17 protein-coding genes and 2 pseudogenes are annotated in these 18,017 nt (G+C 41.8%); 4 read left to right on the plus strand and 15 right to left on the minus strand.

Going from position 1 to position 18,017, the window contains the following annotated elements; genetic code table 11:
- The first annotated feature begins 339 nt into the window (after positions 1 to 339).
- The 3 genes from E4K68_RS21570 to E4K68_RS19875 all read left to right on the plus strand — a co-directional run bounded on the left by E4K68_RS21570 (position 340) and on the right by E4K68_RS19875 (position 2,894).
- The gene (locus tag E4K68_RS21570; RefSeq protein WP_282433022.1) at positions 340 to 474 is read left to right on the plus strand and encodes a hypothetical protein; all 135 of its coding nucleotides are present in this window, start codon (positions 340 to 342) and stop codon (positions 472 to 474) included.
- Positions 475 to 901: 427 nt separating this feature from the next.
- Positions 902 to 2,389 (plus strand): FTR1 family protein, encoded by a 1,488-nt coding sequence (locus E4K68_RS19870; protein WP_135380784.1) that lies wholly within the window; start codon positions 902 to 904, stop codon positions 2,387 to 2,389.
- A gap of 34 nt (positions 2,390 to 2,423) precedes the next feature.
- The gene (locus E4K68_RS19875) at positions 2,424 to 2,894 is read left to right on the plus strand and encodes a hypothetical protein (protein WP_135380786.1); all 471 of its coding nucleotides are present in this window, start codon (positions 2,424 to 2,426) and stop codon (positions 2,892 to 2,894) included.
- A gap of 418 nt (positions 2,895 to 3,312) precedes the next feature.
- Here E4K68_RS19875 and E4K68_RS19880 read toward each other — a convergent pair whose 3' ends face one another.
- From E4K68_RS19880 to E4K68_RS19935, 12 genes and pseudogenes are all read right to left on the minus strand, one after another.
- The gene (locus E4K68_RS19880; protein WP_243450466.1) at positions 3,313 to 3,669 is read right to left on the minus strand and encodes an SET domain-containing protein; all 357 of its coding nucleotides are present in this window, start codon (positions 3,667 to 3,669) and stop codon (positions 3,313 to 3,315) included.
- A 113-nt stretch (positions 3,670 to 3,782) separates the two neighbouring features.
- On the minus strand, positions 3,783 to 4,583 hold the full coding sequence (locus tag E4K68_RS19885; RefSeq protein WP_135380790.1) for an Os1348 family NHLP clan protein: 801 nt from the start codon (positions 4,581 to 4,583) through the stop codon (positions 3,783 to 3,785).
- A gap of 186 nt (positions 4,584 to 4,769) precedes the next feature.
- Positions 4,770 to 8,171 (minus strand): cyclic nucleotide-binding domain-containing protein, encoded by a 3,402-nt coding sequence (locus E4K68_RS19890; protein WP_135380792.1) that lies wholly within the window; start codon positions 8,169 to 8,171, stop codon positions 4,770 to 4,772.
- Positions 8,172 to 8,215: 44 nt separating this feature from the next.
- Positions 8,216 to 8,428, minus strand: a complete 213-nt coding sequence (locus E4K68_RS19895; RefSeq protein WP_135380794.1) for a hypothetical protein — start codon at positions 8,426 to 8,428, stop codon at positions 8,216 to 8,218.
- 1,131 nt (positions 8,429 to 9,559) lie between these two features.
- Positions 9,560 to 10,663: a DUF362 domain-containing protein gene (locus E4K68_RS19900; RefSeq protein ID WP_135380796.1), complete on the minus strand. Its 1,104-nt coding sequence runs from the start codon at positions 10,661 to 10,663 to the stop codon at positions 9,560 to 9,562.
- Between the two features lie 208 nt (positions 10,664 to 10,871).
- Entirely contained in the window at positions 10,872 to 11,702 is an 831-nt protein-coding gene (locus E4K68_RS19905) for an SDR family oxidoreductase (RefSeq protein ID WP_135380797.1), read from the minus strand.
- 58 nt (positions 11,703 to 11,760) lie between these two features.
- Positions 11,761 to 12,111 carry a cupin domain-containing protein gene (locus E4K68_RS19910; protein WP_348982880.1) on the minus strand — a complete coding sequence of 117 codons (351 nt, stop codon included), beginning with the start codon at positions 12,109 to 12,111 and terminating at the stop codon, positions 11,761 to 11,763.
- Positions 12,112 to 12,193: 82 nt separating this feature from the next.
- Positions 12,194 to 12,955, minus strand: a complete 762-nt coding sequence (locus E4K68_RS19915; protein ID WP_135380801.1) for a carboxymuconolactone decarboxylase family protein — start codon at positions 12,953 to 12,955, stop codon at positions 12,194 to 12,196.
- A 111-nt stretch (positions 12,956 to 13,066) separates the two neighbouring features.
- Positions 13,067 to 13,702: a flavodoxin family protein gene (locus E4K68_RS19920; RefSeq protein WP_135380803.1), complete on the minus strand. Its 636-nt coding sequence runs from the start codon at positions 13,700 to 13,702 to the stop codon at positions 13,067 to 13,069.
- A 47-nt stretch (positions 13,703 to 13,749) separates the two neighbouring features.
- Complete coding sequence (locus E4K68_RS19925) at positions 13,750 to 14,286, minus strand: flavodoxin family protein (RefSeq protein WP_135380804.1); 537 nt, start codon at positions 14,284 to 14,286, stop codon at positions 13,750 to 13,752.
- Positions 14,287 to 14,289: 3 nt separating this feature from the next.
- Positions 14,290 to 14,676 carry a MerR family transcriptional regulator gene (locus E4K68_RS19930; RefSeq protein WP_135380806.1) on the minus strand — a complete coding sequence of 129 codons (387 nt, stop codon included), beginning with the start codon at positions 14,674 to 14,676 and terminating at the stop codon, positions 14,290 to 14,292.
- Positions 14,677 to 14,806: 130 nt separating this feature from the next.
- Positions 14,807 to 14,971 (minus strand): annotated as a pseudogene (locus E4K68_RS19935) (aldo/keto reductase); the annotation flags it as partial.
- 7 nt (positions 14,972 to 14,978) lie between these two features.
- Here E4K68_RS19935 and E4K68_RS19940 point away from each other — a divergent pair.
- Positions 14,979 to 15,302 carry a hypothetical protein gene (locus E4K68_RS19940; RefSeq protein WP_158291485.1) on the plus strand — a complete coding sequence of 108 codons (324 nt, stop codon included), beginning with the start codon at positions 14,979 to 14,981 and terminating at the stop codon, positions 15,300 to 15,302.
- A 253-nt stretch (positions 15,303 to 15,555) separates the two neighbouring features.
- On the opposite strand, the gene E4K68_RS19945 is transcribed toward E4K68_RS19940, so the two are convergent.
- From E4K68_RS19945 to E4K68_RS20545, 3 genes and pseudogenes are all read right to left on the minus strand, one after another.
- Positions 15,556 to 16,320, minus strand: a complete 765-nt coding sequence (locus tag E4K68_RS19945) for a recombinase family protein (protein ID WP_135380810.1) — start codon at positions 16,318 to 16,320, stop codon at positions 15,556 to 15,558.
- 26 nt (positions 16,321 to 16,346) lie between these two features.
- A complete protein-coding gene (locus E4K68_RS19950) occupies positions 16,347 to 17,060 on the minus strand; it encodes a YkgJ family cysteine cluster protein (protein ID WP_135380812.1) in 714 nt (237 codons plus the stop codon).
- Between the two features lie 737 nt (positions 17,061 to 17,797).
- Positions 17,798 to 18,017, minus strand: a pseudogene (locus E4K68_RS20545) (hypothetical protein); the annotation flags it as partial.

The following is an 18,017-nucleotide window of genomic DNA, read 5'->3' on the forward strand; positions in this document are numbered from 1 at the left end:
CATGCCTCATAGGCTGTCCGTTTGGTAACATTAACTGGAAATACCCTAGAGGTGGATTTGGAGTTTCGTGGAAAAACGGCTAAACATTTAGCACAACTATTAAGTTGCTCTTTGCCTTTTCAGATTTCGGCACCCCCTCTTCATGGTGTGTAATGTTCCTATGACATTAATATACCTAATCCTAATTCCAGTCCAAAGGTGGCATTTCACCTTCCAGTGAATGTGGTAACTTGAAATGCAAAAAAGGACTTGAGTAAAAAAATAATTTATCTACCACTATCTTAATCCTCTCTACTTCGTCAAATAGATGTAGTATAAGTTGAGGGGAGGAAATTTCAGATGTTTGATGCTGATAAAAAAGAAAAGGCTCTTACGGCTTTAACCGAGCTCTGCCATCATTGCGGAGATCAACATTCCGATGAGTGTCCGTTGGCTAAAGCTATGGTTGCTGTAAAAGCTATCCCTACCGCATAAAATGATTCCATGAAAAACCCGATATCCATGAAAAGAAGATCCCGCCGTAAATACGGCGGGATCTTCTTTTCACTTCATTAATAGCATTCCATATAATCTCCCTCACTTCAACCCCACCTTAAACACAAACTATACTTTGACCACTGAATTTTAACCTTTCCTCCAATCCTAGGGAATAAATTCTTTAATTAACGTTCTCATTTTCTAATTCATCGGAGGTAGGGTAAGCAGTCAAATTTTATTGGTCTTTCCTGAACCCCACATAAGCATCGACTTACAGGCAGAGGAATTCAGTTGGATCTAATGATAAAAATGGTAATAACGCTCTTTCCAATTACCATCTATAACCATTGACATAGTATAAATTAAAGTGTATCTTTCTAAATGAGAATAGTTATCATATTCATTCAGTGAGAGGAGGTAAATAATGATTCGGGGAATTAAAACTACAATACTTATTTTAACGATTCTGGTAATCACATTTAGTCCTATTAAAGTGTGGGCCTCAACTCAAGCATCGGACAACATGACCAGGGCGGAACTCTCTATCGATCAAGCCTTAACGGAGACAAACCAAGGGCATTTATCAGAAGCGAAACAAAACTATCAAAAATTCCGCGATAATTGGGGCGAAATTGAAGATGGCGTAAAACAGGAATCTAGCGATGCGTATAAAGATATTGAATCCAATTTGGGTCAAGTGGATTATGCTTTTATGCAAACTAAACAAGAGAATATAACCCAGGCCTTACAAGGGCTTAGAAACGTGAATCAGAAGTTTATCCGTGGAGAGTTCCCCAAGGGCCAACAGTTCAAACAAGAGAATATTTCACTAAGTGATTTCATCGTTCTATTGCAACAAGCTAAGATCAAAGCCCAAGATCATCAACAGCAACCAGCGCTGACCGAGATTTCGAAAGTGCGGGAATCCTGGTTAAGTGTGGAAGGAGTTGTAGTTGCTCAATCCGCAGCCGTTTATCGTGATTCGGAAAGAGACATGGTCACTGTAAATGCGATGCTTTCAGCGAATCCACCCAATTATCAAAATGCGATTCAACTATTGGATCAGATGATTAATTACTTGAGCCCACTGGCAGGTAAATCCGGGTATACGTTTTGGGATGCCGCTATGATCCTAATACGTGAAGGCCTTGAAGCGCTCTTGGTTATTGCTGCTTTACTGGCTTTTGTCAAGAAGTCTGGCAGAACCAAGGGAAACGGATGGATATGGCTAGGGGTTTCAGGGGGTCTACTTCTCAGCCTTGTTGTCGCGATCATTGTAAAGTATGTATTCTCTTCCGGCGCATTTGGTAGTAATAATGCTCTGATCAATGGATGGACCGGAGTATTTGCAGCTGTTATGCTCCTATACATGAGTTATTGGCTACATAGTCAATCCAATGTTGCTGATTGGCAAAAGTATATCCGCAATAAAAGCGAATCTGCTTTGGATACTGGACGGATGGTTTCCTTAGGAGTTCTTTCTTTTCTAGCTGTCTTCAGGGAAGGAACAGAAACAGTGTTGTTCTTTATCGGGATGGTCAATCAAATTAGTATGCAAGCACTTGTGCTTGGTCTAGTCGTCGGATTTGGTTTACTTTCCGCTCTAGCTTATTTAATGATTCGCTTAGGATTGAGGCTTCCTATCCGCCCCTTTTTCATGGTTTCCAGTGTGATCGTCTTTTACCTATGTATTAAGTTTACCGAAATGGGGATTCATGGTTTGCAATTGGCCGGTACAATACCATCTACAACTGCTTCGAGTATACCTAATATCGACTTCATTGCTCTATATTCATCATGGCAGAGCGCTCTTCCCCAAATTGCTTTAGTTATTAGTGCCCTAGGCGTAATTCTTTGGAAACGGTTAACTGCCAAAAAACACAGGGTAAAAGAATCGCACGTAATACGTTAAAAAAGTCCAATTAAATATTTTGGAGGAAATTTCAATGAAATCATCTCGCATAATACTTACTTTAACTCTCGTAATCAGTCTAGGAATTATTGCCGGATGTGGCGCAAATAACACAACTCCCACGACGCCAAGCACTTCCACACAAGCAACAAAAACAGATCAAACAACATCCCAAGACACATCTAAACAAGGGACATCTACTCAAACACCTTCAGTCATTAAAACAGGCGTAGCAAAGATGCTTAGCATCACAGCAGATTTGAAAACGGCTATTGACGCTGGAGATGAAGCAAAGGTTAAAGTGACTGGGCCTCAGTTAGAAGATGCTTGGAAACCCTTTGAGGATGACGCAAAACAGAAATACCCCGATCTTTATAAAAGAGTAGAAGAATCTCTTGATCCGACTATAGCGTGTTCGAAGGCAAGCCCTCTGGACAAGCAAATTCTCGGGAAATTAAATGAAAATTTAACCCAGGCATTAAATGAATTAGCAGCAAAAGAATAGTATGTAATAATCCCATTTACACACAACAAAACATAGGCATCAATCTCGTTTGGAAGTATCAAAAAGCCGCTCGACTTCTGAACAGAACCCCTAAAAACAGACATTGAAAGAAAAAGACCTCCTAATTGTAGAATTTAAGAATCTGCAGTAGGAGGTTTTGTTATGAAATATTTTGGAGAACTAATTATTCTAGAAGTGTATTAGATGAAGGAAAATGGAAAACTTCAATTTTACAGCTCTACAGTGACCAAGGGTTTCAATACACTTCAACGGGGTATTTCAGCCTAAGTTCATGGCCCTCATACGTGAACGCGAACAGACAGTGTAGCTAATGATCTGGCTGTTGCATAGGTCAAGAATTGTGGAAAGGTAGAGTTATAAAGCTTTAGAATTTATTCTGCATCAATAAGTAAGCATATCACTGGATTACTTCGAACCATAATGGAGATTGATCCTCAGGGTCGCCATTATAATTAACAGTTATCTCTACGTTCTCCTGTATATCTTTCCATGCATAGAAGTCAATCGATTGGTTTTCAATATTCGTATGATATCTCGCATTAGGTGAGTAGGAATGATTATATATCGAGCCATATCCCAAAGCAAGAGCTTTATCCTCTCCCCAACGGAAGATGTAGTTTGAAAGTATGCTCCCCCTCATGCGCTCCCATTCTGTTTTAGGTATAACTATTACAGGCACTCCCTCTATAAATTCCCCCTTTTTAATATTGCGCACCGCAAATATTCCCCGACCATATTTTTGAGTATTTTTCATAATAACTGGTCGCAACGTATTACTACTCCCTTCAAATTAAATCATTAATCAAAGGTTTCTAATTTCCATCCGGCTTGATTAATCAAACTACTTTTCTTAAATTACTAATGGAATTAACCATGTCCTTTTCCATCAGTGTTTGGCGTTGGACCGTGTCCTTTTCCGTCACTATCAGGCGTTAAACCGTGTTGACCGTCAGTTGGCATTGGGCCATGTCCGATACCTAGTCCACTTTGTGGCATCGGTGCTGCTGGATGTTGATCCATATGGCCGTCTGTTGCCATTAGGCCTCCTCCGGTACCGAATCCACCTTGGGGCATCGGTGTTCCTGGACCTTGATTCATGTGGCCGTCTGGTGGCATTAGGCCCACTCCGGCACCGAATCCACCTTGCGGTATTGGTGCTCCTGGACCTTGATTCATATGGCCGTCTGTTGGCATTAGGCCTCCTCCGGCACCGAATCCACCTTGCATTGTACCACCAGGTGGTGGGGGCATATGTCCATCCGGAGGAGCTTCCCATCCCGATGGCAGTTGACCACCGAGATGCGCATCGGAAGTCATTCCTATATGAAAATCGTTCGATATACTGCCCGGAATGTGTATATCATGTGGTATGGGTTGAATGCCATACAAATCGGTCGAGGGGGTACCGAAGCCTATAACTGCATGTCCAGATATAGCATCTGCCGTGCTACTAATCGCTTGGCTAAATGTAGTCATGGAAATTCTTTGGTCGAGACCGATAGAAAGTTTCTCTAAAGACTCTTCTGTTAAGGAAAGCAAATTATCCATTTCTATAGGTGAAATAGTATAACCATCGGTTGCTTCGGTAGGATTGCTTAGTAGTAACCTTAGAAAAGCAGCATCAGTCACAGCACGACAAATAAGATCATAGATTGAGCCTTTGGCCATTAATAACTACCTCCTTGTAATGATGTTCTGGTTTTCTGTGTTTCACTTTCTTTTTCCGGAAACATGAAAACCCTACGACAATATACTAAAAAACATATCTTCTTCAACTCATCATGGAAACTCCTTTCCGTCCGATATTATTTAATCATCAGCTTGTCTAAGAAGTAGAGCTAATGTTTTGCCTCTTCATTGGGAAGAATACACCTGTCTGATATCGTGAAGACGACGAGTTGAAACTTGTTCCAGACTTTGGTGTAGATACATGTTTTCCCTAAAAAATTCTCTGAAATCCTGCTGTTTAAGCACTAACATCTCGCATCGTTCTAGTGCCCGCACAGTTGCAGTACGTGGTATGTTCAACAATAAAGCTATTTCGCCAAAGTATTCACCAGCTGTTAAAGTAGCAAGCGCTTTGTATTGCTTACTAGGGGCATGCCAGATTAATACGTCTACCTTGCCGGATTTAATAACATAAAACTTGTCACCAACAGTACCTTGATGGATAATTACCGATCCAGTTGCAAATTGTTCCGCGGATAATTTAGAGACCAAAGAGGAAATCTGAGGTGCAGTAAACTCGCTAAATATGGGCATCCGCTTGATAATTTCGTTACATTCTATATTACGTATGAATTTACTTTCAATGTTATCAAACTTGGCAGCCAGACAATGAAAATCTACTTTAGTAAGAACGTACACTTCGGTCAAATTCTTTGCCTGCACTGTAGCAGTTCGTGGGATCTCTTTGAGTAAAGCGATTTCTCCAAAATAATCCCCTGCAGACAGCCTTGCCACCACTTGCTCCAAGCCGTCTATTGGTGCAATTACATCTACCTTGCCAATTTTGATAATGTAAAACTTATCACCTATTTCTCCTCTAGTAATGATGTTATTGCCTGGATAGAAAGTTTCCGTACGCAGCAGATATTTTACACTTTCTATTTGATCTTCATCCAACTCCACAAACATAGGAACTCTCTTCAATATATGGGTTGTAGTTTTACCCTTTGAAAGCAAATCCGTAGTAAGGGAGGATGCCCAAGGCATGCCCGCCAGTAGATGGGACTCTGCTACTTCGCGTTTTTGCCAGTAAAGCCCATCGTAGACTGAAACCAGTGTTTGTTCTAGGATGTGTAAACCGACCAAATTGGTAATATCATTAATTAATTTTGTAAGAACAACTTGATATATTTCTGCCAATTCAATAATATCTAGCTCAGTCTGGGATTGGTCAAATACCTGTCCATCTGAAAAAGATATTTCATAATTAGCTGCAATAGTAAATAAGTTAAGTTTGTGCTCAGATGCTTTGGCCTTTCGATGTCCCCAAATATCAGCACAGCGTCGGAAAAGGCTATGGTAAAATTGGGCAAATACTATGCGTAAAAACTCCTTATCAGTAATCAATTGGCTGGACGTTTCATCGGTAGGTAAGGGGGCATGTTTGTGTAACGCAGCTGAGTATAGAAGCAGGCTGAACCAGAGGCTGAATACAGTAGAAAGTAGCAGCCCTGAAGTAGCCCAAGGGAACACAAATTCTGACCAGGTTGCAGCTAAAACTAAGATAAGCGCCGTGTCAAATAGAACCCAGGTGTACTCAAAACCGGTGCGGGAGAAAATAATAATATTAGTTGAGAAGCAGATCAAACTTAGCCAGCAAATAAAAGTTATTAAGTGAACTATCACCAAGTCGATAGCTGAGGAGGCGTTCAGATTGCTTGTAGCTGTATACAATGCGATGATAAACACTGATGATTGAGCTAATATCAAAGTTTTTTCGGTCTGGGTTAATGATTTGAAATTTTGGGCAAGAACTAGGATCGCCCCTATGAAGATGGCTATACAGAATAAGAGATTCAATACATGTGCGAGTTGGAAATAGAAGAGGACTCCCCTCCAGATTGGATGGATCATCAGAATGATTTGCCAGACGAAGGCAGCAAATAGGGTAAACAGTCCAATGCCCCAAATTTGAAATACTAGCTGCCAAATTGATTTTTCGTAATAACGCTGGATAAGCATAGCTTGATGATAAGCCAACAAAGTGACTATGGTACCGGCTATCGGGATAATTAAAAGGAGAGAATTCTCTAAGTTCCAACTAATTAATAGAACCACGGCTATAATGCTCATCATACAGCCAAAAAGAAGAGGCAATTTCTGAAGCAGGCGTTGTAGACCAAGGGAGCGTGTCAAGTGTCGAAGCATTTGCGTCAATTTTATGATTAGCGAAAGCACGATAGGTAGTCCAAAACCTAGAATCATTAGAGAAATAAATAGATAAGAAAACAGGCCACCTTTGCTCCATAAGTGGAGAATGATTTGGGCAAAACGAACTTTCCAAAAATATAGGGCCATGAGAATGGCCAAGCAGGACCATATTGCAGCCAGGACACCGTAAAAGGACATGATGATTTCTTCGCGATTGAAATGTACACGCCGAATAATTTTGTTTTTTAGATCAGAGCGGATGAATTGGAGGGATTTACTACGAAGAAGGGGTATTTCTAACCAGTCCATCAAGATAAAATAGCCATCTAGTTGTAATAGTGGATTTAGGTTAAGGAAAAACGTCATAAATGATAAATAGGCCGCTTTAAAGAACAATTGATTAAGAGAAGAGTACGGAAAATGCCACATGTAAATGGAAAATGCCCCACATAGGATCAAACCGGAATATGGTCCTGCCCAAGATACGATCATACGGGCTTTCTTTGGGGCCAGCCAGATATCCATTGTGTCTACAAAAGCAGCTGGCAGGCCGAAAAACATTAACACTCCACCTCGGTGTACCCTGCGACCGTAACTATGGCAAGTGTAAGCATGCGCTGCTTCATGTATGGAAACTATAAGCATGTTAATCAGAATTATTGAAAGTATGCCGAGAGAATAAGAATTGGCATGTTGGATAAACGAGTATTTGGCGTTCACGGCTATGTTCCAAAAGGCATAAATTCCATAAACAGATACCAGTAAATAAATCCATTGCATAGGTTTGCTACCAAGAATAAACAAGCCAAATCGATATGTTTGAGCAATGAAGCGGTCGATTCCATTTATGGACAGTTCTAAGTGCTTGAACCCCTGCCAAAACCGATTTGCCCAGTACCCTAAACTATTGTGCTCCATCCTTTGATGTAAGTTGGAATAAAGGTGAACAGGCTTGATCCTAAGGAAATGCGCCTCTTTAAGTTGAGTGACCAAATTTCCTACTCTATTAAAGGCAAAAGTTCCATATTCTTTATAAAACTCAACGACTAGGTCTTTCACAGTGTGGCTGCCATCCATTAGAGTCCAAAGAAAATAGTCTTTAGACGATAGTTTGATGTATGTATTTGCTTCTTGATTCTTGAGTACGTAGTACTCTTCTTTTTTACTGCTCTGCTGACAGGTTTCCTCCCAAGTTTCTATGCGCTGGGGAGAAAAGTTTGCGAAATTAGCCTTTTGTTTGAGTGGTCCCCACAAACCCGATTCTTCGATGGAACCTTCATGATCAGCCGACGTAGGATCGAAAGAAGGAACCGGATTGGCCCTTTTTGCAATTATCATCCATATATTTCCGAGAGTTTTTGCGGTGGAGTCTTCCATAAGCTAACCCCCATTTGTACGCCACTTACATTAAATTTAATCAATTATTTTAATTCGGGCATTTCAACAGGCTCTTCCTTAAGCTTGCAGATACCACAATACAGGGTGTCGTCGACAACAATTGCTTTTGTTAGACCAATAGAATTAACGTAAAGTGATATGATTGAGGGCATAGTCGTTGTGTGTTGCTTGCATACAGCTCGGCCACAAAACCGACAAACTCCGTGAGCAGGCCGCTCACAATACCAACAGTTCATTGATAAATACTCCTTTTTATTAAAAGTTTCACTAAGTATACCGTTTATTGCAACTAATTCTTTTATAAACCATTTTAACCACTTCATAAATCCTGGAGGTTTGTTCAGCGTAATCTGCAATTATTTTATCGTTATTTTCTTTGAAAGGAAAAGATTCTCATTTACTCAGTTATTCTTTACTTCCTACTCCCATTCTCGGATTTATGTCGCTCATCATTCTCTCCAGTTCATCTAAGTCTATGTTTCTTTGTTTCTTTACACCACCACTTTTAGTAATTGTTACGTTAGAACCAACACTGCGGATACTAAAAAACAACACATCCCATACGACATGATATTTTATCAGACCCGAATAGTCACTTTTATGCTTTCCATATTTTTTTTCGATATCCTTCTGAGATCATGAAAATAATCTATGATTTGAGCGGAAGAATTCTTATCCCATCGAACTTTTTTATACATGGGGAGGGCGTTTTCCCTATTCCTATATACATTTACGCAAAACCCTCAATTCTTCCGCGTATTTGTATATTTACGCGTAAGAGTGCGACCCCCCTAAACAAAAAGTTCCCTTGGAACTAACGTCCGCGGGAAAATAAAACGGTCTGTAATATATTTACAAAACTCTCAAAACCGCTGATACCATGCTATTCGCGTTCTATCACCACGACTGTCTCAACGTGCGTGGTCACCCCACATCGGCTTGATAGAAAGCACGTTGACGCCCCGCATTGGCTCTATAGAAAACAGTTGATTTATTAATGGCAATTACTTTATCCACGTGCCTCGTCTGGGCACAATGTCGTAAAGTATCTCAATAGAAATCACATTGAAACTGAGGAATGTCAGTTTAGAAAACTATCGACAAATCTTCAGCTTTCATCATCTATTAGATGATATAACAACTATTTTATATTATTTTAGACAGATCAACATGGCTCAGAAGAGTGTTATTATCCACTTAATAGCTACAGACATATTAGAATATCACTCTAATATGTCTGTAGTTTTCTTGTGTTAATTTAAACAGTTCTAAAATCCCCTACACTTTGTGGATAATGACTATTGAGACTACCCCATTTCCACAATTCTACGGTAGGAGCCCTTGGGATTAGTTCGATTGAGAACAAACTACAGGACGATTAATTCATAATCTCGGCTACCCATACCGATTTCTTCACCATGTTGCATTTGGATAGTACCGTCTATATAGGAGCGCAAACCTTTGAACTTATCCGCACCGGATTCATGATTGCAAGAAAGGTGAGAGTCAGAGAATCCAAGCTGTTTATTAACCAGATCATAGCTAGCCTGGTCAAGAGCTACAGGATCAGTGGAAGCCAAAAAACCGATATCAGGAACAATAGGGGCGTCACTCCAGGATGCGCAATCACAATCAGGAGTAATGTTTATGAGAAAGTTTATATAACCGATACGTTTTTCATGTGCTTTAGCAAAGCCATATCCATATTCGGCCATCCGTTCAAGAAAAGCTTCTAAGTCTGTCTGCCAGTCGATCCCGTTGGCCTTTACTGAGCAAACGGTTAGACACTCACCACAGCCGATACATTTATCCAAGTCAACTTGTGCTTTCTCATTCACAGTAATCGCATGTTCAGGACAAACTTCGCTACATTCACCACAGCCAATACATTTATCTTGATCGACTATAATCTTAGTGCCATGCTGCTCTTTTTTACCAACCGCTGGCGCACCACCCATGGCAAGATTTTTTATGGTCCCACCAAAGCCACCCATCTCATGTCCCTTAAAGTGAGATAATACAATTACGCTGTCAGCGTTAACAATATCTTTAGCCAGCTTTACTTTCTTGAAATGTTTTTTATTTATTTCTACTTCAGTAATATTATCACTGCGTAGTCCATCAGCTATGATAATTGGTGCACCTGTAACTGTATAATCAAAACCATGCTCCAAGGCAGTCAGTAAATGATCAACCGAATTATGCCGACTTCCACCGTAGAGTGTATTAGTATCAGTTAGGAAGGGTTTAGCACCCTTTTCCTTAATTTTATCCACCACTTGACGCACAAAAAGAGGACTAATAAAGCCATCACTGCCGCGTTCACCAAAGTGCAATTTAATAGCTGTAAGATCATCCTTTTGAATGAGCTCATTAAAACCCGCACGATCAAATAAGGTTCTAATTTTGCTAATTTTATTGTTCTTGTCTGATCTTGACCGTAGATTTACAAAGTATACTTTACTGGACATTCTTTTTCCCCTCTCATATTAAATAATGTTAAATCAATATCTATTGAACCATCTTGAGTTAACTCCAAGTCAATAGGTTTTCAGCTTAAAGTTTGCTATAATCTTCATCGTTTACTGTTTCCAATCACTCTTTGGAAGATCCTTCTTCAGGCGCTTCAACAGTAATGGGATACTATTTTAAACTCACATGCGACTCTCATTTGTCTGTTTATCCCTGTGGCTTTAAGAGACCATAGAAATAGGAGGCTGTTGCACCACCATCAATTAAGAAGTCAGCACCAGTGATGAATGCTCCCTGCGGGCTCATCAGCAATTCTGCCACACTGGCTACCTCATCTGCTGTTCCCTGACGGCCTGCCGGGCATTTGTCAAACATATTCTTATAGAAATCACCTCTGGGGCCGTTAAACTCCTCAATGGCCAGCGGGGTAAAAATGATTCCCGGAGAGATGGAATTGATTCGCGCACCTCTGTCACCCCATTTAATAGATTCCGCCATAACCCTCTTTTCGTTGCAACGTTTCGCCATCTGATAAGCGTGCAAGGTATCTTTGATATTCTCTGGCTGAAGCACTTCCAGTTTCAAAAGCTCTTCAGCCGGAGTGCAAGCCAGCTGCTCATCCACTTCCGCACTCAGTGCAGGCATCCGGTGACCGGACTGGCTGGAAATCGTCACACCGGTACCACCGTCCTTAATAACCCTCCCGACTTCCTCTAGCAGAACAGCAGTGCCGTACAAATCCACCTTCAAAATCGCTTCAATCGGTGCCTGGCTGGGGGAAACACCAGCAGCATTAACGAACATGGAGATTTCACCATACTTCTGTGCTTCCGCAATCAGGCAACGTATGGAATCTCTGGATGAGAGGTCCATCTCCATCGGAACCACGTCAAATCCCGCTTCATTCATAATTTTAGCAATAGTCTGCGCATTCTCCAGCTTCTTATCGCCAACAACAAGCTTTTTGCCAAAGCCCATTCTTCTAGCAATAGCCATACCAATCTGACCGGCACCGGTCCAAATCATGACCTCTTTCATTCGGCTATTCCTCCTTTAGATGCACTCTCCTAGATAAAAAGGTTTCTCCTGTCTGTCATTAAAGTTTGTTGTATTCTTCATCATTTACAGCTTCAAGCCATTCGTTGGAAGCGCCCTCTGCCGGAACTTCAACTGCCAGATGTGCAAACCAACTGTCGCAGGCCGCGCCGTGCCAATGCTTAACCTCTGCGGGAATGTTCACAACATCGCCCGGATGCAGTTCCTGCACGTTTTTGCCCCATTCCTGATACCAGCCACGACCAGCCGTTACAAGCAGAATTTGACCGCCCTTGTGATGAATATGCCAATTGTTGCGGCACTTCGGCTCAAACGTCACATTGCCGATACCAACGCCTGTTGTTGTCAGCATATTCAGATGTGCCTGACCGATAAAATATTTGCTGAACATTTCCGGTAAGGATTCCCCGATTGGGAAGATTGCCCCTTTGCTCCAATCAATCAATTCACTCATTATATTTTCCTCCAGTTTCTTATTTTTCAAATTGCTTTACAGCTGCATTCACACAGTTCAGTGCATTCAGGCTGCGTGGGTAGCCGATGAACGGCAGGCACTGAGAAACGACCTTGATGAGAAACTGCTTGTCATTACCCAGCTTCATATTGGCAGCAGCGTGGCTGATCAGCTGTGGCTCACAGCCGCCCTGCGCGGACAGAAAACAGAACGTAATCATTTCACGTTGCTTATAGTTCAAACCGGTGCGGGTGTAATAATCACCGAAGCAGTTATCCGCCAGCCAGTGGTTGATGTGACAGCTTTCCTCGGGACCGGATTTCCAGAAATCCCGCATTCCATCTCCGAAGATATCAACCTGTGCCTGCGTGCCGGACTCACGCCGGTTTTCGGTCGTAGTGGTTGCCTGCCCGTCTAATGGCAGCGCAACGCCCCGCGCTTCCAGCACCTCATTGACCGCCTTTAAGAACGGAAACACCCTCCCTATGCCAAGATACGCCACTGACTGATAGACGATCTCTTTTGCTTCCACGGGCGTCACGCCGAAGTTCAGCGCGGCGGGCAGCATAGCGCGGAACTCGTCGATACCCTGACAACCAAGCATCGTCGCCAGGATCGCCATGAAGCGGGTGCGGTCGTCCAGATCGTCGTGACCCACCACTTCGTCAAATGCAAAGTTGTCGAAGCGCTCGATAAATTCTGGATCGGTTTTCAGAAACCCCGAAACATAACCGGGAAACATTTTTTCATGATACGCTTTCGCGTTTTCCGTAATTGCCATGATAGAAACCTCTTTTCAAACCAAATATGTGCTTACAGGCACATTCTGAAGATACTTTCAATATCCGTGGGTTCAGTGGCATGAGCGCGAATATCGAAAAGAGGAACTGGATTATTCCCGAATAAAATTGGTGTAGATTTTGTCTTCCTTCACTGGGAGCTGTACGCCGGCCTTAGTGCCAGCCTCTTTGCACTTTAGAAACCACGCCATATTCCTGGCAAGCACGCGCATGATCTGCAATCCTTCCAAGTCTTTTTTCACATCTTCCGGTACGGCACCGTGAACCATGTTCCAATAGCGAGAAGCAATAATCGGCATCTCCGATATGGTGAAATACTTATTGAGTTGGTCAAATGTGGCGGTTGTCCCTGCTCTTCTGGCGGAAACAACGACTGCAGCCGGTTTTAAACAAAAAGACTGTCTGCCTGCTTGCAAGTCCGCATAAAATGCGCGATCCATGAAAGAAGTAATCGCACCGCCTGCGGCCGCATAATGGACAGGAGAACCAAAAATAAATCCATCGGCACCTTTGGCGAGATCAAGGAAGTCATTGACACGGTCCGAAAAAGCGCAGCGTCCGGTTTTTGCGCAAGTTTTGCAGGCAATACAACCGGCCAGAGGTTTTATCCCGATCTGGAATATCTGTGTTTCAATTCCCTCGGTATTTAGCGTCTTTGCCACTTCTTCCAGCGCAGTATAAGTACAGCCATTGGCGTGAGGGCTACCGTTAACTAATATAACCTTCATTATTCTTTCCTCCGTTCGTTTTAGATACCTCTATATACCGTTTCTACCTAGACTGTTTTTCCCATTTCATATGCCTGCTGCATGGTTGGGCTACCGTCGATGTCACCCTTGCGCCATACTCCGACGCCGTAGACAACACCTTTTTCTGTTGCACCGTTTAGACAAAACGTAAATCCGCGAAAGCCGTCAAGCGTCCTTTCCATGGATTGCTTACTGCTGTCGGCGGCGGTAACTATGAAATAGAATTCCTTTCCAGCGATTTCCTCATATCTCGGAACCGTTCGATCAATCAGCGTTTTCATCTGTGCGTCCATCGTATAGAAGTACACCGGCGTCGCCATGACGATCACATCGGCGGCAATCATTTTCTCCAAAATTTCCGCCATGTCATCCTTCTGAACGCACTTATGGGTGTCGTAGCAGGTCTCGCACCCAGTGCAGTAACCAATTTTTTTGTCTCTCAAAAAAATCTTTTCTGCCTGATTGCCTGCTTCTTTTGCCCCAAGCATAAACTGGTCGCAAAGTAGATCGGAGTTTCCGCCTTTCCTCGGGCTGCCAGACAGCATCAATACTTTTTTATTCATATACTAATCCTCCGATCTTTTTAGCTCTTTTTCTTTATCAACCACTACCTGTTCATATGTTGCAATTTTGTAATCCAGGCGTTCCAGCGTTTTCTTCATATCTTCCATTCTTGTTATGAGTTGCTTACGTTGCTCGATAAATAGTTCTTTTCTGGCCTCAATGGTCGTATCACCCTGTTGAAACAGCCCAACATATTCAATTAATACTTCAATCGGAAGACCTGCACTTCGCATACATTTAATAAATTCGACCCACTTACAGTCTTCTTCCGTATAATCCCTGATTCCACTTTTATTGCGGTTGACACTAGGAATCAGTCCGATTCGCTCATAATAGCGGAGCGTATCCTGTGAAAGAACAAACTTTTCACTTACTTCGGCAATCATCATTGCGGTTCACCTCCTGATATTCAGATCATAACACTTGGAGTGAACTCCAAGTCAATAGAGATCAGTTAAATTGCATGAAACCTAGTTCATTTTCCACCTATATACCGGTATGCTCATAATCGTTCCTCCTATGAATTATCAAGTCTAATAGACGGTCCATCTGAAAGTTACTTACTCCAATTGCCCTGATTTTTCCCTCAAGATACAATTCCTCCATAGCACGCCAAGAACCATATACATCGCCGAATGGTTGATGGTTTAAATACAAATCCAAATAATCCAATTGCAATCTTTTTGACTATTTGCGATATTATGGCATTCTCGTCACCATTATCGAAACAAATGTGACCGTGGAGCGATTAGCTGAGTTTAAAAAGAATGTCATGATTGGTTTAGATGAAGTCATAATTATATTAGAGAAATATTGCGGTATCTCTCATGATAACGCTGCTGAGTTATTCTCGACATTCATCTTTCATGCCTGCGGATTAAACAATAGCTGTAATTTAAATCCCCTTATTAAAGAAGCCATGAAAATGGCTGAAATACCTAAACTAAAATTAGATTTTGCACAAAACTTAAATAAATTTGTACTAATGTGTTTAAAAAGTTATATGAAAGAATAAGGTTATCAATAGAATTTTATCCTATTTTATATCCTACATCTGCTAGCTGACGTGCTAGATTTAATGCTTGGAAAAGGATCGGCTTATATTTAGACGTCATTCGCTAAAGACCCATATTTTAAACGTATCTTTAATACTTTTAACTTCCAGTTATTCTTAGTAAGTTATCCGAAGTTAGGCGTAAAAAAACTCAAGTCTGATTCGGACTTGAGTAAATTCGAAGAAGAATATGTTGAAATCTGCTGACCTAACTTTAATAGCGCGAAACCGTGGGGATATGACAGCCCCTATGGGGATTGAATCTTTTGCCTCTTTTAAATTCGTATTGTTTCTCTCTAAAGGATTTACATAAAAGGAATCTGATACTGTATTGAATAGATAAGTTAATGCAGCGCCACACAAACTGCTTATTTTTCCCGTTGCCCCAAGATGCTCTTCTAAACTTTGAGCCGCAGTTTTGGCAGAAAATCTTCCCGAAAAAGGCATATTCGCTCGTAAAGGCACTTTTGCTCGTCCGGGAATATCCCCGCATATTTGATCGTCTTTTAAACTCCGTCTGTACTGCAGCAAACTGTTCCTTATTAATAATCGCTGGGTGGGAGTTCTCAACGTAATATTGCTGAACAATCCCTTTATTTTTCACTCGCTTCTTGGTCAAGAAATCGACGGTATGAGTCTTTTGAAGCAGAGCCTCACCCATATATTTCTCATTCTTTAATATTGACTTTACAGTGCTTGCCCACCATGTTACCTTTCCAGCACCGGTAAGTACACCATCATGTTCTAAGCCTTTTGCGATCTTCAAGTCAGACTTGCCTTCAAGGAACTCTCTGTATATCCTTTTAATTATTTCTGCCTCCTCCGGCACAATAACCAACTCACCCTTCTCGTCTTTCGTATAGCCGAGAAATCTATTGTGATTAACAATGACCTTCCCTTCCTGAAAACGGTAGGCAATCCCCATCCGAGTGATCTGCGATATGTTTGAACTTTCCTCTTGCTGAGTCCAAGGAAACATATAGCTTTGGAAATACTTAACAGGTCTTATAACAGGTCGGTTCCTGGAGATAGCAGCTTAAAAGCAAATTTCATTAACTGAACGTCATCGTGTCTGATCCGGTCCAGTATCTCCTCATTTAAATTCATTTCTTCGTACAGGGAAGGGTTATTCATTAAATAATTCCTGAATTTGTCCAGATCATAGCAGGCCATAAAGGAAAGTTTAATAAGTTTAATAATCTTTTCATCTGTTTCCAGGTTACCGGTAAGTTTTAAGTGTTCGGGTATCTCGTTAAACCCCTGTTCCATTTCTTCGTAGATCTCTAACCCCTGGTCACGAACCCATTCTTTTATGGTTTGTGCCTTTGTCTCATTTAATCCGTGGCAGCGGGAACTTTCAAAGCAGAAAGAATATTTTCCCCCGCCCAACATGTCCACAGGCGCAATACGGCAGGACCAGGGCCGCTCCGGGTAAACCCTGCATCCCTTTGGTGTGATGAAGGGACATTTTAGGTTATTCTCCTCGGACATCTTGATTTGCACAACGGCAAAGCCGAGGTGATGCACAGGTACTTTAAGGGTATATTTCTCCAGAAATTCTCCTGAAGAAATGCCCAGGAAATTCTTCATCCGCAGGACATCGTAAGGAGTGATGTAAATATTGATGTCCCTGCAACACTTTTTAAAACAATCCAACCCATCATGGCAATGAAAATTAAACTCACTGTCCTCATCTAGGACTAAATTTCGGTGATCCATAAATTTGCCCCCTTTAGAAATCCCTTATTATTATAAATCATCTTCTGGGGATATGGTAGTTAAATAACCATTGCTGAATGAGCTATCATGATTGTGGGTATTCCCAATGGGCGCTTCTTCATTGTTGGATCAGCTGCGATGCAGACCCAGTTAAATAATTCCGACCTGGGATGATATCGAAACGATCCGTTCACTTTCTGCCTGTCTCAGAGAGGCCAGAGTCTAGCCGTGAGCTGGAAATGATCTAGATGATTGGTGGATAATTGAGATTCGTATCCGCGTGCCGGATCACGAGATACTAGCACATCCAATTCCAGCTGTGGCATGCCCGTGACAGCAGCTCGCGCTTTCTCAGGTGTCCCCGCAGGTACGATGACGGTTCTCCAAAACGCACTGTTTCTTGGCCTATGCCAGAATACCTGCCTGTCAGTGTGGCACCTCCCTTTCCGCTCACAGTCCCAAACACTTCATACGCGCCTTGTCAAAGACCGATCTGACGAGAGGCATTATACTCTCTTTTCGGGTAGGAAAACTTGTTGCAAAAAATACATAAAGGCAGAAAACCCGCCTCATATCCTCAGCTTCAGGTTCGCTGTTATTTCTTGGACAAAACTCTTTGTACTTAAAAAACGAGGTTGAAAGCAATCATCGCTCTCAACCTCATTTTATACTCCTTACAGTCTATTGGTTCGGTGGAATTAGTGACGCTAATAATTTCAGACACACTTCCTTTGACCTTAGGAACCTAGAATAGCGTCCTCTTCAGCTTGAGTGATTGTTTCTGCAGTTACGAGACTATCCAAGGCAGTTTTAATTCCATCGATTGCTCCTTTATTGAAGGCACCCCTGTTCATGTCACCCTTATGAGAAATAACGGCATCTGCTTGGTCTTGGGTAATCGTACCTGCTGTAACGAGAACATCTAAAGCCGTTTTAACTCCATCTGGTCCCTTGACT

The organism is Desulfosporosinus sp. Sb-LF (assembly GCF_004766055.1).
Taxonomy (GTDB): Bacteria; Bacillota; Desulfitobacteriia; order Desulfitobacteriales; family Desulfitobacteriaceae; genus Desulfosporosinus.